This is a genomic window from Leptolyngbya sp. GGD (assembly GCF_026735145.1).
Lineage (GTDB): Bacteria > Cyanobacteriota > Cyanobacteriia > Leptolyngbyales > Leptolyngbyaceae > Leptolyngbya > Leptolyngbya boryana.
This window is the reverse complement of the sequence record NZ_JAPQKE010000001.1, coordinates 152985-174477: the sequence shown is the minus strand read 5'-3', so window position 1 is coordinate 174477 and position 21493 is coordinate 152985. Positions and strand designations below refer to the sequence as shown.

At 48.2% G+C, this 21493-nt stretch carries 19 protein-coding genes and 1 pseudogene; 10 read left to right on the top strand and 10 right to left on the bottom strand.

Annotated elements, in window-relative coordinates; all coding sequences use genetic code 11:
- Positions 1 to 2: 2 nt before the first annotated feature.
- The 3 genes from OU814_RS00840 to OU814_RS00830 all read right to left on the bottom strand — a co-directional run bounded on the left by OU814_RS00840 (position 3) and on the right by OU814_RS00830 (position 2497).
- A complete protein-coding gene (locus tag OU814_RS00840) occupies positions 3 to 629 on the bottom strand; it encodes a Uma2 family endonuclease (RefSeq protein ID WP_268179738.1) in 627 nt (208 codons plus the stop codon).
- Positions 630 to 695: 66 nt separating this feature from the next.
- Positions 696 to 1928, bottom strand: a complete 1233-nt coding sequence (locus OU814_RS00835; RefSeq protein WP_017291007.1) for a site-2 protease family protein — start codon at positions 1926 to 1928, stop codon at positions 696 to 698.
- 53 nt (positions 1929 to 1981) lie between these two features.
- Positions 1982 to 2497, bottom strand: a complete 516-nt coding sequence (locus OU814_RS00830; protein WP_268179736.1) for a hypothetical protein — start codon at positions 2495 to 2497, stop codon at positions 1982 to 1984.
- Positions 2498 to 2644: 147 nt separating this feature from the next.
- On the opposite strand from OU814_RS00830, the gene rpsB reads away from it, so the two are divergent.
- Both rpsB and tsf read left to right on the top strand, forming a co-directional pair.
- Positions 2645 to 3424 carry a 30S ribosomal protein S2 gene (gene rpsB / locus OU814_RS00825; RefSeq protein ID WP_190649560.1) on the top strand — a complete coding sequence of 260 codons (780 nt, stop codon included), beginning with the start codon at positions 2645 to 2647 and terminating at the stop codon, positions 3422 to 3424.
- Positions 3425 to 3520: 96 nt separating this feature from the next.
- Entirely contained in the window at positions 3521 to 4183 is a 663-nt protein-coding gene (tsf, locus tag OU814_RS00820) for a translation elongation factor Ts (RefSeq protein ID WP_017291010.1), read from the top strand.
- Between the two features lie 82 nt (positions 4184 to 4265).
- On the opposite strand, the gene OU814_RS00815 is transcribed toward tsf, so the two are convergent.
- Complete coding sequence (locus OU814_RS00815; RefSeq protein WP_268179733.1) at positions 4266 to 4775, bottom strand: phosphate-starvation-inducible PsiE family protein; 510 nt, start codon at positions 4773 to 4775, stop codon at positions 4266 to 4268.
- Positions 4776 to 4947: 172 nt separating this feature from the next.
- Between OU814_RS00815 and OU814_RS00810 the strand changes: the two genes are divergently transcribed.
- Positions 4948 to 6078, top strand: coding sequence for a cob(I)yrinic acid a,c-diamide adenosyltransferase (locus tag OU814_RS00810; RefSeq protein WP_017291013.1), 1131 nt, complete (start codon positions 4948 to 4950; stop codon positions 6076 to 6078).
- Positions 6079 to 6177: 99 nt separating this feature from the next.
- Here the strand turns inward: OU814_RS00810 and OU814_RS00805 are convergent, their stop codons facing one another.
- The 3 genes from OU814_RS00805 to OU814_RS00795 form a co-directional block, all read right to left on the bottom strand.
- Entirely contained in the window at positions 6178 to 6471 is a 294-nt protein-coding gene (locus tag OU814_RS00805; RefSeq protein WP_017291014.1) for a type II toxin-antitoxin system RelE/ParE family toxin, read from the bottom strand.
- The gene (locus OU814_RS00800) at positions 6468 to 6746 is read right to left on the bottom strand and encodes a ribbon-helix-helix domain-containing protein (protein ID WP_190649567.1); all 279 of its coding nucleotides are present in this window, start codon (positions 6744 to 6746) and stop codon (positions 6468 to 6470) included. The genes OU814_RS00805 and OU814_RS00800 overlap by 4 nt, the downstream gene beginning before the upstream one ends.
- A 66-nt stretch (positions 6747 to 6812) precedes the next feature.
- Positions 6813 to 7205 carry a hypothetical protein gene (locus tag OU814_RS00795; protein ID WP_268179729.1) on the bottom strand — a complete coding sequence of 131 codons (393 nt, stop codon included), beginning with the start codon at positions 7203 to 7205 and terminating at the stop codon, positions 6813 to 6815.
- A 135-nt stretch (positions 7206 to 7340) separates the two neighbouring features.
- Here OU814_RS00795 and OU814_RS00790 point away from each other — a divergent pair.
- The 5 genes and pseudogenes from OU814_RS00790 to OU814_RS00770 form a co-directional block, all read left to right on the top strand.
- Positions 7341 to 7726 (top strand): annotated as a pseudogene (locus OU814_RS00790) (IS1 family transposase); the annotation flags it as partial.
- Between the two features lie 326 nt (positions 7727 to 8052).
- A complete protein-coding gene (locus tag OU814_RS00785) occupies positions 8053 to 10554 on the top strand; it encodes a response regulator (protein ID WP_268179727.1) in 2502 nt (833 codons plus the stop codon).
- Positions 10555 to 10570: 16 nt separating this feature from the next.
- A complete protein-coding gene (locus OU814_RS00780; protein ID WP_268179725.1) occupies positions 10571 to 12697 on the top strand; it encodes a response regulator in 2127 nt (708 codons plus the stop codon).
- Positions 12698 to 12716: 19 nt separating this feature from the next.
- Complete coding sequence (locus tag OU814_RS00775) at positions 12717 to 14534, top strand: response regulator (protein ID WP_268179722.1); 1818 nt, start codon at positions 12717 to 12719, stop codon at positions 14532 to 14534.
- A 6-nt stretch (positions 14535 to 14540) separates the two neighbouring features.
- Complete coding sequence (locus OU814_RS00770) at positions 14541 to 17594, top strand: hypothetical protein (protein ID WP_268179720.1); 3054 nt, start codon at positions 14541 to 14543, stop codon at positions 17592 to 17594.
- A gap of 210 nt (positions 17595 to 17804) precedes the next feature.
- On the opposite strand, the gene OU814_RS00765 is transcribed toward OU814_RS00770, so the two are convergent.
- Both OU814_RS00765 and OU814_RS00760 read right to left on the bottom strand, forming a co-directional pair.
- The gene (locus OU814_RS00765; RefSeq protein ID WP_017291021.1) at positions 17805 to 18248 is read right to left on the bottom strand and encodes an Rrf2 family transcriptional regulator; all 444 of its coding nucleotides are present in this window, start codon (positions 18246 to 18248) and stop codon (positions 17805 to 17807) included.
- A gap of 29 nt (positions 18249 to 18277) precedes the next feature.
- Entirely contained in the window at positions 18278 to 18649 is a 372-nt protein-coding gene (locus OU814_RS00760) for a ketosteroid isomerase family protein (protein ID WP_268179718.1), read from the bottom strand.
- Between the two features lie 54 nt (positions 18650 to 18703).
- Here OU814_RS00760 and queG point away from each other — a divergent pair, with 54 nt between their 5' ends.
- Together queG and OU814_RS00750 are read left to right on the top strand one after the other, a co-directional pair.
- Positions 18704 to 19615: a tRNA epoxyqueuosine(34) reductase QueG gene (gene queG / locus OU814_RS00755; protein WP_268179716.1), complete on the top strand. Its 912-nt coding sequence runs from the start codon at positions 18704 to 18706 to the stop codon at positions 19613 to 19615.
- 217 nt (positions 19616 to 19832) lie between these two features.
- Positions 19833 to 20831, top strand: coding sequence for a DnaJ C-terminal domain-containing protein (locus OU814_RS00750; protein ID WP_017291024.1), 999 nt, complete (start codon positions 19833 to 19835; stop codon positions 20829 to 20831).
- Between the two features lie 73 nt (positions 20832 to 20904).
- Here the strand turns inward: OU814_RS00750 and OU814_RS00745 are convergent, their stop codons facing one another.
- A complete protein-coding gene (locus OU814_RS00745; protein ID WP_268179714.1) occupies positions 20905 to 21450 on the bottom strand; it encodes a peroxiredoxin family protein in 546 nt (181 codons plus the stop codon).
- Positions 21451 to 21493 lie beyond the last annotated feature (43 nt).

Below are 21493 nucleotides of genomic sequence, written 5' to 3'. Positions count from 1 at the left end.
GTTTACGGTCTAATTCTTAAAACTTGGTCAGCCGTCAGATTCAGACCCGGAAATGTGGGTGAACTGATCAACTGCTCTCCCCGAAATTGCTGAATCTGATATTGACCTTCTATTAATCTGCAAATGGAAAGTGTGGGACGCTTTGGGCTACCGATATGACGAGTGCCACCTAAGCCTGCATAGTCTACAATCCAATACTCTGGAATTCCCAAAGTTTCATAGTCTTCCAACTTGCGAGAATAGTCATTTTGCCAATTACTACTGACCACTTCAGCCACAAGTTTTATCGAAGTGCCCTGTGTCAAAATTGACTGTTCTCGCCAGAGCAATTCATTCTCTAACGCCATTTCATCGATCACAGCTACATCCGGTCGAAATGCTGTCATCTCAATGTTGGGCGGACGGAAAAGGGGACGTTGCAGAACCAGCCAAGGCAAATTTGCTAAGTCGATTTGCACACAAGCTTTTTGAGTGATGAATCCTGCGACCTGTTCATGCACACCAGTCGGTTCCAAATCAAATACCTCTCCATCAATTAGCTCATAGCGATTGTCACTACCGTATTGAGCTAAAAACTCATCAAAGCTCAGGGGGCGATGTTGTACAGTTCGATTGCTTGCGATGCTCATGCGCCGATCGCTCCTTTGCTAAATGGATGCTGCCAGAAAATAGACAGTCTAAGCTGCAAACCGTGCCTATCTTAATTCCGATGCCGCTTGCGCGATCGCGCCTAACTGCAATCCTGGCGGATAAACTCCCTCTTCTTTAATCTGCTTGATCGCCGCATCAGAAATTCTCAAATTCATCTTCAGTGCGATCGCTTTGACAATATCTCCGCGATCAATGATCCCAGACACCGCCTCAGCCGGAGACAAGACCGTAATTCGCGGCAAACTTTGATTTTCCAAAAGCTGAATCACTTCCACAATCGGAGTGGATTCTTGCACGGTCGGTACTTCATTCAACGGATGCACAATGTCTAAAAGTGTCTTGCTCTCCCACTCGCTGCGCTCAATCCGTTGCAAATCTTCCGTATTAATCACGCCGCGATAGCGCCCATTCGAGGCAGCATAATACACAGCCGCACGCGATTCCGTAATTAAATAATCGTCTGCAAATTTCCGCACCGACATCGATGCATCGACAACCCGAAAATCCCGGGTCATTGCATCTTCGGCTTTCACCTTCAGCATCGCTTCTTGCAATTCAGTAATGCGATCGTATGCACTCGCATTCTGCACCACAAACCATCCAATCAACGCTGCCCATAATCCACCCGCAGTGGGTAATCCTAGATTGCGAGTGACACCCAGAACATCTGCCAACCCCCAAGCGATCGCAAACAGCCCCAGGAATCGCCCAACTTTCGCCGCCGTCCGAATTCCTTTAATCTGACTTCCAGTCAATTTCCAGACGATCGCTTTGAGAACCTGCCCCCCATCTAAAGGCAAGCCCGGAATCATGTTAAATAAGGTCAAGACAAGATTAATCGCTGCCAAATCTCGAAACAGAATGCTCAAAGGCATTTCATTATTCGGCAAAACCAGCGTCAGCAGCGTCAGAATCACAAACAGCATAAAGCTGACGGCTGGCCCTGCGATCGCGACTTGAAACGCTTTTCCAGGAGTTTTCGGCTCTTGTGCGATCGCGGCAATCCCTCCAAAGAAGAACAGCGTAATCGACTGCACTTGAATCCCTTGGACTTTCGCGACGAGGCTATGACCCAATTCATGCAGCAGCACCGAGGCAAACAGCAACATTGCCATCGCGAATCCTGTGCCCCACGCCACAGGTGTGCCCCAATCCGGATAGCGATATTGCCACCGCAGCGCATTACTCAGGGTGACGATCACGAGGATAAAAAACCAAGACGGGTCAATCAGCAAAGGAATGCCAAACAATGACCCAATTCGCCAACCAGATTGCATGAATCAATTCCTAAAGCAGCTATTTCTAGCATAAGAGATGGAACGAAGAAACGCTAACGTAGCCAAATTCCGACCTGGGGTGCGACAAAGGTATCAATCAGCCAGCCAATCCATAATCCTTCCCAACCGACGATCGCTAAAACCCATCGAATCGATTTTCCAAATCCCGCACCTTCCATCCGATATCGCGCACCCCCAAATGCCCACAGCCAAATGCCGAGGAATAAAAATGCAAGAGCACTGATTTGTGCATTTGCATCTTGACGTACAGCCCAGACGATCGCACCGATCGCTGCCCCGCCCAACGAAATTGCACCCGCCTGCCCTAATTGCAAAGACCGAATCATTGCCACAATCAACACTGCGCCAGCAGCGACCAGCCATAATCCGATTTGAACGTCTGAGATCGCCAAAACCCAACCCACGATCGCATGAATGATCAACAGCAAGAACAATCCAGACATCGGGACTCGATCGAGATTTTGTCTAGGAATACAAAAAATAGCAATTGCCGTCAGGATTCCGCCGACTACGGCGATCGCTGCATCTAATTCTGTCGGTACGCTCATTTCTCAGAAGCCTCAACTCTATCTCAGCGTAGCAAGGGCAAGGTCTTGTGTTACCCTAGATAAGCTGTTTAAACTCACACATTCAGGATTTCGGGTGGCGAAAGCTACTCCTGAATGGACGATGAACCCGAATTAGGAGATCAATTCATGCCAGTTGTTTCATTGGCTCAATTACTTGAGTCGGGCGTTCACTTTGGGCATCAGACCCGCAGATGGAACCCCAAAATGAGTCCCTACATTTACACCGCTCGTAACGGTGTACATATCATCGACTTGGTGCAAACCGCTCAGTTGATGGATAGTGCTTACAACTACGTGCGGACTGCTTCTGAACAGGGCAAAAAATTCTTGTTCATTGGCACCAAGCGCCAAGCTGCTGGAATTATTGCTCAAGAAGCTTCGCGTTGTGGCGCTTACTATGTGAACCAACGTTGGTTGGGCGGAATGCTCACCAACTGGTCAACGATCAAAACTCGTGTCGAGCGCTTAAAAGAACTCGAACGTCGCGAAGAAACAGGCGGATTGGATCTGTTGCCGAAGAAAGAAGCTTCTGTGCTGCGTCGTGAACTCGAACGGCTTCAGAAATACCTCGGCGGTATCAAACTGATGCGCAAACTGCCAGATGTGATCATCATGGTGGATCAGCGTCGGGAATACAACGCGATTCAAGAATGCGTCAAGTTGAATATTCCGATCGTCGCGTTGCTCGATACCAACTGCGATCCTGACACCGTTGACGTGCCCATTCCTGCTAACGATGACGCAATTCGATCGATCAAGTTGATTGTAGGACGTTTGGCTGATGCCATTTACGAAGGTCGTCATGGTCAACTCGAAGCCGAAGAAGAGTACGACTACGAAGGCGCAGAAGAAGAGTACGACTACGATGAAACGGAAGCTACTGAAGAGGAAGCTGCCGCAGAATAGTAGGGGAATCGGGGAATGGGGGAGGGATTTTCTCCCTACTCCCCACTCCCCCAATTCGTCGGACAATATCAGAGAAGAAATTGGGAACTCAGGCAAATGGCAGACATTTCAGCAAAAGCGGTGAAAGAACTGCGCGAAAAGACTGGCGCAGGGATGATGGATTGTAAAAAAGCGCTGACCGAAAATGGCGGCGATATGGAAAAGTCGATCGAATGGCTGCGGAAGAAAGGGATTGCTTCGGCAGATAAGAAGGCTGGCAAAACTGCGGCTGAAGGCTTGGTCGGAAGCTATATCCATATCGGCGGTCGGATCGGGGTGTTGGTAGAAGTGAACTGCCAAACCGACTTCGTGGCTAGAAACGAAGCATTCCAAGACTTAGTTCGCAGCATTGCGATGCAGATCGCCGCGAGTACGAACGTTGAGTATGTCCGTGTCGAGGATATTCCAGCGGATATCGTGGCGCGTGAAAAGTCGATCGAAATGGGCAAAGACGACCTCGCGGGTAAGCCTGACAATATTAAAGAGAAGATCGTTCAAGGTCGGATTGATAAGCGCTTGAATGAAATGTGCTTATTGCCGACTCCTTACATCAAAGATCCGAACATCACGGTTGAGGAATTGGTGAAGCAGAACGTTGCTCAATTGGGTGAGAACATCCAGATTCGTCGCTTTGTGCGCTTTGTCCTCGGCGAAGGCATTGAGAAGGAAGAGTCTGACTTTGCGGCAGAAGTCGCGGCACAGATCTCCGGCGGTAAATAAATTCTGACTTTGACAAAAACCTCCGAGGTTGTAAAAATCTCGGAGGTTTTACTTTGGGCGACCAATCGAAATCCGGCAAGGATTAATGCGCTTCTTTCCGCTTGCGCATCGAAAGCTGTTTTTCAGGGTCAATCCCTTCAAAGGTGGGGGGCAGCCAAACCCGAACGACTAACAGCAGTGCCATGACGACTAGAAATGCGCAGCCTGCTAGGATCTGCGTCCACTGCACCTCTAATACACCTCGGACAATAAATTCTCTGAGCACTGAAACGATCGCAACTTCGACCGCAACGCCGATCGAGACACGCTGTTCCTGCAAGTAAATGATCAACAACCGGAACAATTCAACCAGAATCAGCAAAAACAAGATGTCTGCGGTGACACCATGAAAATTTAAGGGCGGCAAGAGTGAGAAGAACATTGCCCGCAATTGGATCACCATTACACAGAACAATCCAATACAGAGCGAAACAACAATCAAATCTTGAACCGTTTCTAACGTTTTAACCAAGTAAGCGCGGCTTGAATTGATTGACCACCGTTCTTCGGTCTCAGTCAACGATGAGTACGATGGCTTGATCGAATCCTGCATAGCGGTGGCTCCTTAAGAATGAGTCATGAACTTGATTAAACTTGAGATAAGCTTATATTTCAAGCTAACTTGCATTGGTTTAATTTATAGAATCAATCAAATCTGCGATCGCGGATCCGTTTGGAAGAAACCTGCTAAAGTAAATCTGCATTTAGAAGCGGCGATTTAAGATATGACTAGAGCGGGTGTTGGAATTCGCACAGCCCAAACACGATCGGAACGCATGACTGGGCAAATTCATGTGTACGACGGCGCAGGAAAAGGCAAGTCTCAAGCAGCCTTGGGTGTGGTTTTGCGATCGATTGGACTCGGAATTCAAAATCTCTCACCGACGCGGGTCTTATTGCTGCGATTTCTCAAAGGGCCGGGGCGAACGTATGACGAAGATGCTTCGATCGCAGCGCTGCAACGTGCTTTTCCGCATTTGATTGACCAAGTTCGGACGGGGCGGGGCGAATTTTTTGGGGCAGATGAGATTACGAAGTTCGATCGCCAAGAAGCTCAGCGAGGATGGGATGTGGCGAAAGGTGCGATCGCATCTGGGCTTTATTCTGTCGTGGTGATGGACGAACTCAATCCGGTTCTCGATCTGGGGCTTTTACCCGTGGATGAAGTGGTGAGAACACTGACGTTAAAACCGGATCACATGGAAGTGATTGTCACGGGACGTGCGGCTCCACAAGCATTAGTTGATATTGCGAACTTACATTCTGAAATGAAGCCGCATTATCACTCTGCAAAAGAAGAGGGAATTGCAGGCATTGAGATTTACACCGGGGCAGGAAAAGGGAAATCGACGAGTGCATTAGGTAAAGCTCTGCAAGCGATCGGAAAAGGGATCAGTCAGGATAAATCCCATCGGGTTTTGATCATGCAATGGCTGAAGGGTGGCACTGGCTACACCGAAGATGCAGCGATTAACGCATTGCGTCAGAGCTATCCGAACTTGGTCGATCATCAGCGATCGGGAAGAGATGCGATCGTTTGGCGGGGTCAGCAGCAAGAGCTAGATTATGTTGAAGCGGAGCGGGCTTGGGAAATTGCGAGAGCTGCAATTGCTTCGGGCTTGTACAAAACGATTATTTTGGATGAATTGAATCCGACGGTCGATTTAGAGCTTTTGCCGGAAGAACCGATCGTGCAGGCATTGCTGCGGAAACCTCGCGATACGGAAATCGTGATCACCGGACGGTGTAAGAATCCACCTGCTTATTTCGATTTAGCAACGGTTCACTCTGAGATGGTCTGTCACAAGCATTATGCAGAGAAAGGCGTTGACTTGAAGCGTGGCGTTGATTTTTAGCCGCGGTTGAGGAGATGCGATCGTGTTTTATAGATTCACGATTGCTTCCTCAATTGAGATTCAGTGATCGAATCGACATTATTCTCAAAGCTGAAGCGTTCAGAATAAAGCTTCTAGATCTCGTCGCCCGCTGATGACTCTTAGAATTTCGAGCTGATCTTCTATTTCGTTGACTCGATAAAGGATCACAAAACCCCGTAATGCTAGTCCACGGAGGTCAGGGCGAATATGTCCATAACTGCGACCCATTTTTGGGAAGCTGGCTAGCTGCTGACATTTTGCGTTGAATGCTCTGAGAAACTGCTCACCTGCTTCTAGATTGGTTTGTAAGAAATAGTCAGAGATATCATCAAGATCCTGAATGGCTTCGTCAGAAATAATGTATCGACTCATTGTTGGTTCTGTCGCGCCTGCTGGAATTTCTCAAGGAGTCGGTTCACGACGGTTTCTCCATCTGTACCGCCGTTTTGCTCTAATGATTGAATGGCGGCATCTACTTTCTGACGGGCGGAGTCAATCCAAGCAGGATCTTCTATAAGGCTGTGTTCTTCCCAGTCGTCTAGGAGTTGAAAGGCTTGAGCAAGCAGATCATCAAGCGTTTTGTAACGTCCGCTTTGAAGCTTTTGCTGAATGATTTGGGCTTGTTCTGGAGTGAGGGTGATATCCATTGCGCGATCGATGTTTGCTTTTAGTTTAACATCGCCGATTTTTTGAGATCACGATCGATGGCTGAGCTATGAAGAGCGCGACATACAGGCAGGTGGGTGAATTCCTAAATTTCGCATGACTTGAGTGCGCGATTGATTTCTTACAGTTGCTAATTCTGCGAGTGCTGCCATACGTTCAGTGTTCAAAAGCTCGGCTTGCTCTGTGATCTCGATGAGTTCAGCAAGTTCTGATTCAGTGATCGTGAGGTCTTGCCGTTTAGCAACAAGCTGATCAAATCGAGCTTGTCGATCGCTGGAAAGGCTATGGTTGATTTTTGAAAGTAACTCGGATTCTGAAGAAGATAGATGAGGCGCTTGCCGTTGGGCGCGAAGCTTCAAGACCTGAACAACAAATGCCTCTAGTTCTTGTGCGGGCAGTTGCGCGATCGCGTCTAAAAGTTGCTCAGTAGAAGCTTGCATCGTCATTTCTTCCACAATGGCGATATGTGAATTATGGCGAGAACAACGATCAATATTCTTGTACGATCGCGCTTCTCAATGCTCTGATGATTGGCGAGTTTGATTATAGGGCAAAGGTAATGTAGCTTCGATTGCCTCAAAAAACAAAAGCAGTGCTTGACCCAGGAGCAAGAAGCAGGAGATTGCTGGATTGGGCTGAGCTTAGCCAACAGCAGCGGTCTGATTCTCACAGCACGAGTGGGCAAACGCACCGATGCAATGATTGAGCAGTGAGTGTTCCACACTGAAGGGAAAACAGAGTGCAAACAATTTCATAGCAATGACGGGGCGGATATGAGCGGGTCTTGCCACCTGAAGTTCCGCATCACGTCGGCAAAGACAAAACACAACTAGTAGAGCGCACGAATGGGATTGTTCGACAACAGACCGGACGCTGGCATCGACGGCAGAATAAGTTTGGCAAGGTTTGGGAACAGACAAAGGTGACAACTCGGTTAGTCGTGAGCTACTTCAATTGGATTTAGCAGCATCGTCGATTAAAATTGCGCCAAAAAGCAGCCAATACTTTATATCAAATGTATTAGGGTACGTAATTTTAGAATGTTGTCGAAATTGTGGTCGAAATTGTAATCGTTGTAACCATTAATCTTCTTGTTTAACATTCCGTTAATAGTAAATTTGACAATCACTTAAGCATTTCCTATATTCGTAGGGATCTTGATACATCTTTCTACCTTCATCTGAAACCCATTTTCCGCAGCAAGTTAGCCCGTTACTGTCCATAGAACGAAATAGTTTACGCTTAGTCGCAATGGTGCTCTAGCAAGATCTGACTCAAGGAGTGGAAATGCTTAGAAAGCTTCGGTTGGGGACTCAGTTTACGCTGCTGCTTACGCTCATTTTTCTAGGTGGAATCATTCTGAGTGGAGTTACATTGTCACAGGCAATGCAACGCAAAGCTGAGGATGAAGTCTCTACCAAAGCTGAACTACTGACGCAAACGATGAATGCTGTCAGAACTTATACTAGCGAGAACGTTGCACCCCTGCTGCAAAAACAGTTAGAGATCTCGCCGAAGTTTATCAGCGAAACGGTACCTGCTTACTCCGCGCTGACAGTATTTGAGAATTTCCGCAGTCAGCCGGAGCATCGAGATTACATCTACCGAGAAGCAACACTCAATCCCACCAATCCCAGAGACAAAGCTGATGAGTTTGAAGCCAAGCTCGTAGAGCAGTTCCGCCAGCAGCCGGATATGAAAAAACTGTCTGGCTATCGCACTATGGATGGCGTTAACCTATTCTTCACGGCACGTCCCCTATCGGTCAAAAAGGAAAGTTGTTTGCAGTGCCATTCGACGCCGGACAAAGCACCTAAGAGTCAGCTTGCTAGCTTTGGGGATCAAGGAGGTTTTGGCTGGCAACTCAATGAGATTGTTGCGGCTCAGACGATTTATGTCCCCTCAGATCAGGTGTTTCAGCGAGGGCAACAGTATCTAGGGTTGACCATGGGCATTTTTGCCTCGATTTTTGCGGTTGTTGTGCTGGTCATTAATCGACTGCTGAAGCGCAGAGTAATCCATCCCCTTGATCAACTCACGACGATCGCTCACAGTCTTACGACAGACACCATGACCGCTGAGCAGGTCAGCGAATTTAACTCTCCTAGGATTGTCAAGGTGGCGCGTCGAGCCGATGAACCGGGACAACTAGCACGGGCGTTTCAGCACATGGCACGGGAAGTCGCAACCCGTGAGCAAACCTTGAGCCAGGCGGTGGAGCAACGAACCGCACAACTAGCAGAGAGCATGAAAATGGCTCAACAGGCGAAAGCGCAGGCAGAGGAAGCCAATGCTACGAAGAGCAAGTTTCTGGCGAATATGAGCCATGAACTGCGAACACCATTGAACGCCATCATTGGCTACAGCGAGATTTTGGTGGAAGAAATCACCGATCTCAAGGTGCCAAGTCTGATCCCTGATGTGCAGAAGATTCATGGCGCAGGGAAGCATCTTTTGGGATTGATTAACAACATTCTCGATCTCTCAAAAGTAGAAGCGGGTAAAGTCGAGCTTTTCTTGGAAACGTTTGCAATCGCGCCTCTGATGCAAGAGATCACCGATACCTTACATCCACTACTGACTAAGAATCACAATACGCTGGTGGTGAATTGTCCAGACGACATTGGTTCGATGCGATCGGATGTCACCAAACTACGGCAGAGTTTATTTAACCTGCTTAGTAATGCGAGCAAGTTTACTGAAAATGGCACAGTGACACTTACGGTAGAACGTAGAGAACCAGACTGGATCACCTTCTCGGTAAGTGATACAGGCATTGGCATGACCCCAGAACAGCAGGCAAACCTATTTCAGGCATTTACTCAAGCGGACGCATCCACTACACGCAAGTATGGGGGCACAGGATTGGGACTTGTGATTACTCAGCAATTCTGCAAACTGCTAGGAGGAGAGATTCAGGCTGAGAGTGAAACGGGTAGAGGCACCACCTTTACAATGCGATTGCCAGAACAATTACAAAGTCCTGAATCAGACCGACCCACGCTACAGACCTCCTCTACTATGAATGTCAAGCGTGAGGTCAACGGTACTGGAAGCACGATTCTCGTGATTGATGATGATCCCGCCGTTCACGATCTGATGCAACGCTTTCTCGGTCGAGAAGGCTATCACGTCATGGCAGCTCTGGGAGGACAAGAAGGTGTGCGTCTTGCCAAGCAACAAATGCCCGATGTGATTCTGCTGGATATTCGGATGCCACACATGAATGGCTGGGAAGTTCTGAGCCTGCTCAAGTCTGATCCCGAATTGTCAAGAATTCCTGTGATGATCGTGACGATCGAGGATGATCAAGCATTGGGATCAGCATTGGGTGCAGTCGATTATTTGTTGAAACCTGTAGATTACGATCGCTTACTCACGCTCTTGCAGCCCTACCGCACGCAGTCCTCTTCTTGTTCGGTTTTAGTGGTGGAAGACAACACCGAGAATCGGGAGATGATTACCCGTCAAGTCACCAAAGCAGGCTGGCGCGTTTTGGAAGCTGAGAATGGGCGGAAGGCGCTAGAAGTGATGCAGACCGAGCAACCGGGCGTGATCCTACTTGATCTAATGATGCCGGAAATGGATGGGTTTACGTTTATTCGGGAACTTCGACAGCATCCTCAATGGCGATCTCTACCCGTAATTGTGCTCACGGCTAAGGACTTGACCCTAGAGGAGCGGCAATGGTTGGGCGAACAGACGCAGCAGATTTATTCAAAAGGCGAGAATAACCGACAAGTTCTGCTCGACGAGATTCGCAGCTTACTTCAAGTTAAAAACATCTAAATTCCGGGCATTCGTCATGGGCAATCGCCAAATTCAGCATCGGCTTCTCGTTTACCTCCGTCACGAACTCTGTACACCGATCAACGCCATGATTGGGTACAGTGAACTCCTGCTAGAAGAAATCCAAATTCAGCAGCAGACTAACTTAATAAGCGATTTACAAAAGATTCATGCCTGTAGTCAGCAGTTGTTGACCTTAGTCAGTACGATTCTAGATCCCGCCAAGTTGGAAATGAGCCAGATTGAGGGCGGGTTAGATAGCTTTGGAGCAACGCTTCGGGTAGAACTGCTCACCCCGTTGAGTGCTATTGTCGGCTACTGCGAGATGTTGCTAGAGGATGCCCCAGCCTCGTTGATTCCGGATTTAGATAGTCTCAACACCTCTGCCCAACAGTTACTCACGCTAGTCAATGACATTGTGAGCTTGGCACAGCAGCAGTTGCAAATTCTCAACACGCAGGAGGCACAACCTCTGTTACTGGAAAGTCCAGCAGCAGTTACTTTCATACGGAGTGCCACAACAACTCTTGAAACACTGAGTCAGGAGTCGCCTGAGAAGCAAGTGCAAAGCGGAACAATTTTAGCGATCGATGACTCCAATCCTGAACTACTCGCGCGACAACTGAAGCGGCATGGCTATACCGTCACGACTGCGACCTCTGCTCAACAAGCACTCCGGCTACTGAAAGCAATGCCTTGCGATCTGATTTTGCTGGATGTGATCATGCCTGGAATGAACGGGCTGGAACTGCTAGAGAAACTGAAGCAACATGAAAGCTGGCGACATATTCCTGTGATTATGATCTCTGCGTTAGACGAGATCGATGGCGCTGTAAAGTGTATTGAACTAGGTGCAGAGGACTACTTGCAGAAGCCGTTTGACCCTACCTTGCTGAAGGCGAGAATTGGCGCGTGTTTAGAGAAGAAGCGCCTGCGGGATCAAGAAATTCTCTACTTACAGCAGGTCGATCGCTTAACCACAGCCGCCGCAGAAATCGAAGCAAAAACCTTTAATCCGAAGAGCCTTGATGACCTCAATCAACGCAGTGACGAGTTTGGTCAACTGGTGCGAGTCTTCCAGCGCATGGCTCAGGAAGTGCAGTCACGGGAGCGATCGCTAGAGCAACAGGTGAATTTCTTACAAGCAGCGATTCACAAAGAGCAGCGATCTGAGATCGCCGATGAACTCGCGGCGACGAATCATTTTCGCCAAATCCAAAAACGCGGAAAAGGCAGTCGAGATACAGAGAACCTATATCGCGGGTCGCTTTATCCTTCGCTATCTCGCTTTGCTACGAATGGCGATCAATCGAGTGTTGACGATCGAACGAGTGTGACCGATCGAATTCACCGCGTTGATCTCGCAGCAATTGAAACCCAGAGCGATCGCACGACCCAGACTATCATTGTCCACTCTTTTCGGGGCGGCACAGGTAAGTCGAATCTCACCAGTAATCTTGCAGTCAGTTTGGCAAAACAGGGCAAGCGAGTGGGGATCATCGATTCAGACTTACAATCCCCTGGCATTCATCTGCTGTTTGGATTGGACGAAGAAACGGTGACGCTCACGTTGAATGACTATTTATCGGGTCGTTGTGCTCTGTATGAAGCTGCCTATGATGTTAGCCACGCCTTACCCTCGCCGAGTGGAGCCATCTATCTGATTCCAGCAAGTGTGAAAGCGAGCGACATTACTCGTATTCTGCGGGAAGGCTACCACGACGAGAAGTTGCTGGATGGTTTCTCGGAGATTAGTCGGGATCTTAAGTTAGATGTTCTGCTGATTGATAGTCATCCTGGAATCGATCCTGGAACGCTACAAGCGATCGCGGCGTCCGGTTTGCTGCTTCTCGTTCTCCGTCCCGATTACCAGGACTATCAAGGCACAGCAGTGATTGTAGAACTCGCCCGCATGTTATCGGTCGAGGCAATCTCGCTGATTGTGAATCGGGCGCTTCCGGGCTTTGATGTTGAATCCTATCGGCAACAGTTAGAAGCGTCTTACGAAGTGCCAGTCGCCGGAATCCTGCCCTTTTGCGAAGAGTTAATGCATCTATCGAGTAGTGAAATTTTCTCAGTCTGCTATCCCGATCATCCATTTACACAAGTCATTGATCAGATTGGTCAGCAATTTATAAGGTAAATCATTTTAGGAACGCATTATGACCAGAATTCTTTTAGTTGAAGACAACGAGACCAATCGGGATATGCTGCGTCGGCGGCTAGAACGAAAAGGATTTGATGTAGTTGTTGCAATCGATGGCGCGGAAGGCGTTGCGAAGGCTCAAACTGAACGACCAGACATCGTGTTAATGGATCTAAATTTGCCCGTGCTCGATGGATGGGAAGCAACTCGACAAATTAAAGCAAATCCCCAAACTCAAAAGACTCCAGTAATTGCGTTAACCGCAAATGCGATCGTTGGAGATCGTGAAAAAGCCTTAGCTGCGGGTTGCGATGAGTATGATACAAAACCCGTTGATTTTACGCGACTGCTCGGAAAGATTGATACGCTGCTTCAGCCTTCAGAAGTACCGTTACCAAAACCACTAGATCCGGTTCCTGATGTGCCTGGACAAGCGATCGCATGGACTCGCTTGCGGTATGATCTAGAGCAACCGATCTATACCATCGTTGGCTACAGTGATATGCTCCTCGATGCACTCGTCGATCAGCAGAATTCAGCGTTCGCGAGCGATCTCCAGAAAATCCATCTCTCAGGTTTACAGTTACTAAAACTGATCCAAGCGATCCTAAATCCAGCACTCTTAGAAGTTCAGCAGCAAGATTGGACAGCCGATCTTCTAGCTCCAGCGTTGCGCCGAGAATTGCTCACCCCCTTGAGTACTATCATGGGCTACTGTGAGTTGCTTTTAGAAGAGTCGCTTTCTGATTTACTGCCAGACCTGGAGCAAATTCACACTTCAGCTCAGGATCTGCTCAGTCTCGTGAACAATCTAGATAGTTTGATGGCTCGTTATCTCGAATCTAGCGAGGAGCGCGATCGTTTTGATCCACTCAATTTCCCACGGAAACAGCGTAAAGCAATTGATCCATCGATTGAAAATAGCCGAGTGTTAGTGATTGCTCATGCGGGCAGTCCAGTATATCGACAACTCGAACGTCAAGGCTACTCCGTCAAAATTGCGACAACCGTAGAGCTAGGTTTGGCAAGCTCGTTTGACTTGATCGTACTGGATAGCCAGACAAACTTGAACGTGTTGGAACAGCTTAAATCGCATGAAGCGTGGCAACACACTCCCGTCTTAATGATTGCAGCTCCCGATGAGATGGCGCAGATTTCCCAAGCGATCGCCCTAGGAGCAACCGACTACTTGACGAAACCCTTCCCGACTGCCCTCCTCCGTGCGAAAGTTGCAGCTTGTTTAGAACAAACTCAAATGCGGCATCAGTTAGCTCACTACGAAGGCATTGTGGAAGAGTTCAGAGAATATAAGCGACTCGAAGCAGATCTAAATCAGCAACTCGAAGCATTACAGGTTGAGCTAGAGCAAATCAAGCGATCGCATCAAGCCACAGAAATTGTTCAGACCGACTATTTTCGACAGATCTCGTCCAATGCTGAACCCATTGAATTGAAACCTCTAAAAGTTCTCCTCGTAGAAGACAACGACTTAAACTGCGATATGCTCTGTCGCCGTTTACAGCGACATGGCTATGAAGTTGTGATTGCCACCGATGGCGCAGAAGGAGTCTCGAAAGCGCTCTCCGAACAGCCGCAGGTGATTTTAATGGACATCAGTTTACCAGTAATGGACGGATGGGAAGCGACGCAACATCTGAAAGCAAATGCTGAAACTCGCCACATTCCGATCATTGCCTTGACTGCCCATGCCATGACAGGCGATCGCGAAAAAGCCTTAGCCTCCGGTTGCGATGACTATGATACGAAACCGATTGAGTTGCCCCGCCTGCTCAGCAAAATTGAAGACTGCCTCAAAAGCTCAACCTCTAAATAGCAAATCATGTGTGGAAATTTTGGTTTTTTAGGCAAGCGATTGCCGCAAGATGGCTCCGATTTGCTTCCTGAACGAGTGGTCGAAATCTGTCAGACCATGGGGCGAGAAACTGAGATTCGGGGCGAACAAGCCGGGGGAGGCGTTGTCTTCGCCCGCGATCGTGACGGTCGAGTGATCTTTGTGGGCAAAAAAGTCGTCAATCTCAAGCGACGCAATCTGACGCAGTCTCTGGAACATACCTTTGCCACAACACGCTGCCAAGCGACCAAGAAAGGCGCGAAGCCATTAGACGAAGCCATTGTCGGCATCTGGCACTATCGTTATGCGACTAGCAGCCCTCCAGCTATCTTGGAAACCCATTGGCATGAGTGGATGCCAGCGCGATTTGCGAACGTGTGGCGCGTTGAGAATGGACAATGGATCTGCGATCGTCAACTCGTGAACCATCGCATCACCCACAATGGCGACTTCGACGCTTGGACGATCTTTGATGAATCGATTGAAAATGCTCACCTGGGACTCTGGCTCCAACGGGTACTCCATACACCGAATGCCACGCGGGGAGACTCTCCTAAAATCGCTGGAATGATGGATTTACTCATCACGCAAGGCATGTGGGATGCTTCGCTTCGCCTCGCGTACCAGCTTGCAGTTGCTGAATCGCTTGAAGACGCATTTGGCGGGAAACAGCCCTCGGCATCCGCTCCAAATACAGCCCCAACAGAGGAACAGATTAGCGATTGGAGCGCGATCGCGGAACAGGTCTTTCTCAAACACAAGGACAAACTGCTGCTTCCCTATGCCAACTCAATAGTTGAGCTATCCAGAAAACATGTCAATCAGCTTGAACAAGAACTGCTACAAACCCTAAGCCAGCATAGTTCGATCCGCCAATGGTCTACAGCGAAGCAATCTGCCTGGATCAAAACCGCAGTTCACGTTTTCTTCCACAACAACCTGTATCAAGCCACGAAACTCTTTCTATCGAGAGCTAAGGGCAGCTTTGGTCTCGTCACGGCATCGACACTGAGTGAAGCAACGCTCGTCGTCAGTGCTTGGGGACAACCGATCGCAACCGGATTCAATGTCCAAGACAACTATATGGTCTATGCCTCAGAACCTGCGGCGGTTGATGCAGTCCTGTCTCATATTCCCCGATCCTACCGCTTGGATCTCGACCAAAAAGCTGGAGAAATTGCCTGGGTTGGCGTGGATCACATTACGGTGTACTCCATGCTCGAAGACCGTGAACTGCGAAGTTCAGAACTCGAAGAACGCTGGATTCCTCTGCAAGGTAACTCCTACATTCTGCCGCCCGAAGAACAAGCAACAGATCCGGTTCAGCGAGACATTCAGGAGATTCCCAAGGTTCTAAAATCGATCGAGCTATCCTGGCGTGATCCAACTTCATTCAATCGTCAAACAGCAGACTATTTTGCTGAACTCCTAATTGAGCAGGCGAAAAACTGGGATCATAGACAACGGGCAACCGTGAATTTCAAACTAGAACCAGTCACCGATCTGCCCTGCCTTAATTTAATGATTACAGGCGTTGAAAGTAGTCTTTGGCTGGGAGAGCGCTTTGCTGAAGATTTAATCTCGCTATTTCCAGCATTGACCGTTAAAACTATTTCTGCCAATCAGTTACTCCAGCGCTTGCAGTATGGTTGGAAAGGACTGCATCTGGGCAAAACTACGATCGTGCTTGCAATTAGTCAGTCCGGGCAGACCTTCCCCACTCTACAAGCCACGAATGCCCTAGAAGAACTGCGTCGCCAAGGTCATATTGGTGAACTCTTCATCCTGACGGGAGAAATGTGTAGCTTGATGGGAACTGCAATTTCCCAGTATTACTATCAAGAATCTAGTTTCACTCGACGGATTTTGATCAATGGGAGTGGACGACGCACCGCAGAACCGACGACGGTTGCTGTCGCTGCGGCTCAAGCTACCTTAACGGAACTCTTGTTGTATCTAGCAAAACGGCTTCGAGAGCGTTTTCCAGCACATCAGGGCTGCTTTGGGATGACGCTGACGACTACTGAGCTATTGATGCTGGAGCAAACCAAAGATGAGTTTATCCATCGCGCCGAATCCATCGTTGGAATCACGACAAAGGGTGACCTAAACCGATCTTCCGACTATCAGCAACTCATTCACAGTAGCCGAAAATGGGCGTGGCATATTCTCGAAACGCCATTCGCTTGGGGAATTCATGCGCTCTATATTCTCATTACTGTAGGATTAAACGCGCCGCTAGTACAAACTCTATTTCGCGTTCTGTTTAGTCTTGCCAATCTTCCATTGCCTGCGGTATTGCTCCCGTTACTTACCTTAGCAGACATCCTAATCTACATCTTTGGTCCTTGGCTTTGGAGTTTGGGACTACGCTACATTCAGCACAGACCTCTCTTAGCACGCACTGGAAAACGCACCCTAGTAATTGGAGATGTGCCCTGGATTCATCAACTCCTGAAAGTCTATGTGAGTAAGCTCTTTTCGCTCAGTTACGGTATTGCATCTTTAGATGTGCATGGTGCCAATCCCCAGGATCACATGCTGCATCATTTCGGTCATCGAGTCGTCAGAGGAACCCTAATTTTCTTAGGAGTGCCTGATGGTCGGCGGAGCTTGCTGCAAAAAGAGGATGAAAATGCAGTGCTCATGACAGGGAAGCAAGCTACTGGAGTCCAACATCTAAATACTGGCGCGGAAATCATTGCATTGGGGCACAACAGCGCGATCGCACATCAAGGCTTTCAGGATGCCATTGTTCTGTCCAGTGACCCGCTGCCTTTGAGGGAAACAGACGATAGCACTGTTGATCGACAATTGACGCTAGAGCAACTACGGGAAGCTCGCTTTGGAGCATTTGAGCGATTGTTGGCAAGCTATGTCTTCTTCTGGGCGTTGGCAAAACAGGTTGCATCTTTCCCGCTGCTTCGATATCAACACTGGAAGTCCCAGAGCCGCACCCGCATTATGACGACAGCTGCACCTATTTCCCGCGTCACTCTAGACCTATCCAAGCATCCAGTTGAACGGAATCAGTCCAAGTAAGAATCAATGGGCGCGCTATCAATAGACTTCCTTGTGTGTTGAGAGAAGGTGGCAGACCGATATAGCCCTACCTAGTTGTATTAGGACATATGAATGACAACGAAGCTCGAGACGACAATTAAGATCGAAACAACAGCTAGAAACGTTTCGGTTGTACTGTCTCTTTCTTGGCGGTCTTCGATGCTTCTGTCTCTCATCGCAGTGAATCCTTCACACTACAAAACTCGCCCCTTCTCCTTGTGAAGCCTGCCAACTGCGCGCATCGTAATAGAGATCCTCTAGCGAAATGCTATGCAAAGCCTGCTGCAATTTCTGATGCAAGCGATTCCACACACTAAATGCCACCCAATCTTCCGCCTGACCCTCATCGGGTGTGTGATGCGGCAAAGGATCAATGCTTTCACCCACTGCTGCTAGAATCTCTCCCAGCGAAATCTGGGAAGGATGCCGCGCCAGTTGATAGCCTCCATGTGCGCCGCGAATTGAAACGACTAATTCTGCACGTCGCATCTCAATCAAGAGCTTTTCTAAATAGGGAGCAGGGAGATCTTGTCGATCGCTAATTGCTTTCACCGAAGCAGGGCCATACTCCGGCTGAAAACAGAGATCTAAAAGGGCTTTCACGCTGTAATGTCCGCGTGTGGTTAGCTTCATTGAGTCAGATTAAACGCACAGTCTTCATTCTAACCGCGCAATTTCATCAGCTCTTGAGGAGTCGCATTCAGTTTGATGCGAGTAAACGTAATCTCTTGATTGTCATTGAGCGTGAAAAACCACGTGACATTAACTGAAAACATTGGCATTTGAACTTTTCCAGTAATTTGATAGTCGGTTGTTTCAGGAACCGCGATTCCTTCCCGTGGAAAGGCTTGTAATCCTACGGCTTCTCGTTGCAGATAATCCGCGATCGCACTTCTTCCCACGATCGGCGATTCAAACGGCGCTTGCATCGCTCCTTCTGGATCAAATAATTCGCTTGTTGCCTTGAATTCGCCTGCATTTAGCGTTGCAAAGTATCGCAAGATCGTGGGGTGTGAAATGCCTTCAATCTCCATAGAATTTCCCTCGTTTCAGTCAAACTAGAATAGAGAAGCTGCGCAAGAGATGTCATGACGCTTACGGAAGAAATTAAGCAAAAAGCGATCGAGCTAGGATTTCACAAAGTTGGAATTGCATCGGTGACTGATCCGGCTCAAAGTTCTGCGATTCAGGCTTTGCAGAATTGGCTCGATCGCGGATTTCAAGCGGACATGGCGTGGATGGCAAATCCGAAACGTCAGAATATTCGCGAACTCGTTCCAGATGCGCGATCGATGATCTGTGTTGCTTTGAACTATCACACTGCGCAGCAACGACCCGCAGGCAAGGAATATGCAAAAATTTCTCGCTATGGTTGGGGACGAGACTATCACCGAATTTTGCACAAAAAACTGAAAGCCTTCTCGATCTGGCTCGAACAAAATGGAGCGCAAACTCGTTATTTCGCCGATACTGCTCCCGTTCAAGATAAATTTTGGGCACAGCAAGCAGGACTCGGCTGGATTGCGAAAAATGGCAATCTGATTACTCGCGATTATGGGTCTTGGGTGTTTCTCGGTGGTGTTGTCACCAATTTAGATTTAGCGATCGATCAACCTCATACTCAACATTGTGGAACCTGTACTCGTTGCATTGACGCTTGCCCTACCGATGCAATCACAGAACCATTCGTAATTGATGCAAATCGCTGCATTGCGTACCATACGATCGAGAATCGGGCTGAGAATTTGCCAGAAATAGATCTCAAAGGATGGGTCGCAGGTTGCGATATCTGTCAGGATGTTTGTCCTTGGAATCAGCGGTTTGCTCAGGAGACAGATGTACAAGACTTTCAACCGCGATCGTGGAATATTGCTCCGACTTTGAAAGAATTAGCTGAGATTTCTGAAGCAGAATACGATCGACGATTTACCGGATCAGCATTGCGACGCATTAAAATTGGCATGTTGAGACGAAACGCGAAAGCAAATTTGCGCGAATGATCACAGGTGTAAAACAAAGATAGTTGAAGTTTGATCAGGCTCTCCCTCACTCTGGAAAAGACGATAGCGAAACACCCCTACTCAATTCGTTCGGAAATTCGCATCAAATTTTTCTGAGTGAGAGGAGCAAGTTTGTTAGCCTATAGATACAGGAAATCGGGCATTCTTAAGATGCCAAATAGAATATCGACGCTATTTTTTACGAGGGGATGAGCGAGTGGCTGCAACAAACTTCAAAGATTATTACCAAATTTTAGGGGTGAGCAAATCCGCAAGCGCTGATGACATTAAGAAAGCGTTTCGTAAACTCGCGCGCCAATATCACCCTGACGTAAACCCCGGCGATAAAGCAGCCGAGGCAAAATTTAAAGAAGTCAACGAAGCGAACGAAGTTCTCTCTGATCCCGATAAGCGCAAAAAATACGACCAGTTTGGACAATACTGGCGGCAAGCGGATCAAGCGGGTGCATCTCGATCGACTTCCACCTCGCGATCGCCGTTCAATACAGGCGGTTTCGATGATGTCGAATTCGGACGATATGACAATTTCGAGGAATTTATCAACGATTTGCTAGGAAAATCGCCCTACGGACGGACGGGCGATCCTTTCCGCAATGCAGGATATCGTGCTCCAGGCGGTTTTAGTACCGACGAACGCGCCTCAACTGGCGAAAATCTGGATATCGAAGCTTCGATTAAGCTGACCTTTGCAGAAGCGTTTAACGGAACTGAAAAGCGGCTCAGCGTGAACAATGAAGAGATTAACGTCCGAATTCCAGCCGGAGCAAAAGCAGGCAGTAAAGTAAGAGTCCGTGGTAAAGGACGTTTCAGCCGATTCTATACAAGTCAGCGCGGCGATCTCTATCTCACCGTGGAAATGTTGCCGCATTCGTTTTTCCAATTCGATGCCGATGGCAATCTCGTTTGCGAAGTGCCGATCTCGCCTGACGAAGCAGTTTTGGGCGCACAGATCGATGTTCCGACTCCAGATGGAAATGTTGTGGTGAACGTTCCAGCAGGCGTGCGATCGGGGCAATCCTTACGCTTACGCGGCAAAGGCTGGAAGAATCAAAAAGGCGATCGTGGCGATCAAATGGTGAAAATTACGATCGCACCTCCGAAAGAATTAAGCGCGATCGAGCGTGAGGCATACGAAAAGATTCGGGATAATCGCAGCTATGATCCCCGTAGCGCCATCAAAGCCGTGAAGCTTTAAGAGTGGCGGTTTCGACTGCCTACAGAGATTCCGAATTCTGAGTGCAGTCGAAACCCAATTCTCAACGATGAACTCAACTCAATTGATCGATCGCGCTTAACAACGTCTCAACGCTGGCATTGTGATCGAGAAACGAAAAGAGATGTTTGTATCTGAGAATGCCTTGACGATCGATTAAAAATTGAGCAGGTAAAGGCGCACCCAAGGCTTGTCCAGTCTGGTATCGACGAAACGTTTTACAACTAGAATCGCTGAGCAAAGGGAACTGTAATCCCAAGTCTTCAACGACTTTTTTACTTTGCTGCTCGTCGGTACTGGTGATCATGAGAATTTCGACTTGCCGATCGCTAAACTCCTGATACTGCTCATTCAACGCCTTAATATGCGGAAAGCAAAACGGACAATATTGCTTCTCTGTAAAAATCCTTGTGAAAGCTAAAAGCACAGGTCGATCGTTGCGATAATCCGACAATTTCACGCGACGAGCATTTTTAATATCTGGCAGATCAAACTCTGGAGCCGCCTGTCCCAAAGCAAGCGAATTTGTCGCCGGAATCGGCATGAAATTCTGGAAAAATCGCGGATTGATTAGACCACTGAAATCAGTAGATGTCAACATTGTTTAGAATTGTGCAGTAAAAAGTGCAGTAAAAAAGAGGGTG

What these genes read in the sequence shown, in the direction of transcription:
- OU814_RS00840 (WP_268179738.1), bottom strand. Translation starts at nt 629, where the DNA reads ATGAGCATCGCAAGCAATCGAACTGTACAACATCGCCCCCTGAGCTTT.
- OU814_RS00835 (WP_017291007.1), bottom strand. Translation starts at nt 1,928, where the DNA reads ATGCAATCTGGTTGGCGAATTGGGTCATTGTTTGGCATTCCTTTGCTG.
- OU814_RS00830 (WP_268179736.1), bottom strand. Translation starts at nt 2,497, where the DNA reads ATGAGCGTACCGACAGAATTAGATGCAGCGATCGCCGTAGTCGGCGGA.
- rpsB (WP_190649560.1), top strand. Translation starts at nt 2,645, where the DNA reads ATGCCAGTTGTTTCATTGGCTCAATTACTTGAGTCGGGCGTTCACTTT.
- tsf (WP_017291010.1), top strand. Translation starts at nt 3,521, where the DNA reads ATGGCAGACATTTCAGCAAAAGCGGTGAAAGAACTGCGCGAAAAGACT.
- OU814_RS00815 (WP_268179733.1), bottom strand. Translation starts at nt 4,775, where the DNA reads ATGCAGGATTCGATCAAGCCATCGTACTCATCGTTGACTGAGACCGAA.
- OU814_RS00810 (WP_017291013.1), top strand. Translation starts at nt 4,948, where the DNA reads ATGACTAGAGCGGGTGTTGGAATTCGCACAGCCCAAACACGATCGGAA.
- OU814_RS00805 (WP_017291014.1), bottom strand. Translation starts at nt 6,471, where the DNA reads ATGAGTCGATACATTATTTCTGACGAAGCCATTCAGGATCTTGATGAT.
- OU814_RS00800 (WP_190649567.1), bottom strand. Translation starts at nt 6,746, where the DNA reads ATGGATATCACCCTCACTCCAGAACAAGCCCAAATCATTCAGCAAAAG.
- OU814_RS00795 (WP_268179729.1), bottom strand. Translation starts at nt 7,205, where the DNA reads ATGCAAGCTTCTACTGAGCAACTTTTAGACGCGATCGCGCAACTGCCC.
- OU814_RS00785 (WP_268179727.1), top strand. Translation starts at nt 8,053, where the DNA reads ATGCTTAGAAAGCTTCGGTTGGGGACTCAGTTTACGCTGCTGCTTACG.
- OU814_RS00780 (WP_268179725.1), top strand. Translation starts at nt 10,571, where the DNA reads ATGGGCAATCGCCAAATTCAGCATCGGCTTCTCGTTTACCTCCGTCAC.
- OU814_RS00775 (WP_268179722.1), top strand. Translation starts at nt 12,717, where the DNA reads ATGACCAGAATTCTTTTAGTTGAAGACAACGAGACCAATCGGGATATG.
- OU814_RS00770 (WP_268179720.1), top strand. Translation starts at nt 14,541, where the DNA reads ATGTGTGGAAATTTTGGTTTTTTAGGCAAGCGATTGCCGCAAGATGGC.
- OU814_RS00765 (WP_017291021.1), bottom strand. Translation starts at nt 18,248, where the DNA reads ATGAAGCTAACCACACGCGGACATTACAGCGTGAAAGCCCTTTTAGAT.
- OU814_RS00760 (WP_268179718.1), bottom strand. Translation starts at nt 18,649, where the DNA reads ATGGAGATTGAAGGCATTTCACACCCCACGATCTTGCGATACTTTGCA.
- queG (WP_268179716.1), top strand. Translation starts at nt 18,704, where the DNA reads ATGACGCTTACGGAAGAAATTAAGCAAAAAGCGATCGAGCTAGGATTT.
- OU814_RS00745 (WP_268179714.1), bottom strand. Translation starts at nt 21,450, where the DNA reads ATGTTGACATCTACTGATTTCAGTGGTCTAATCAATCCGCGATTTTTC.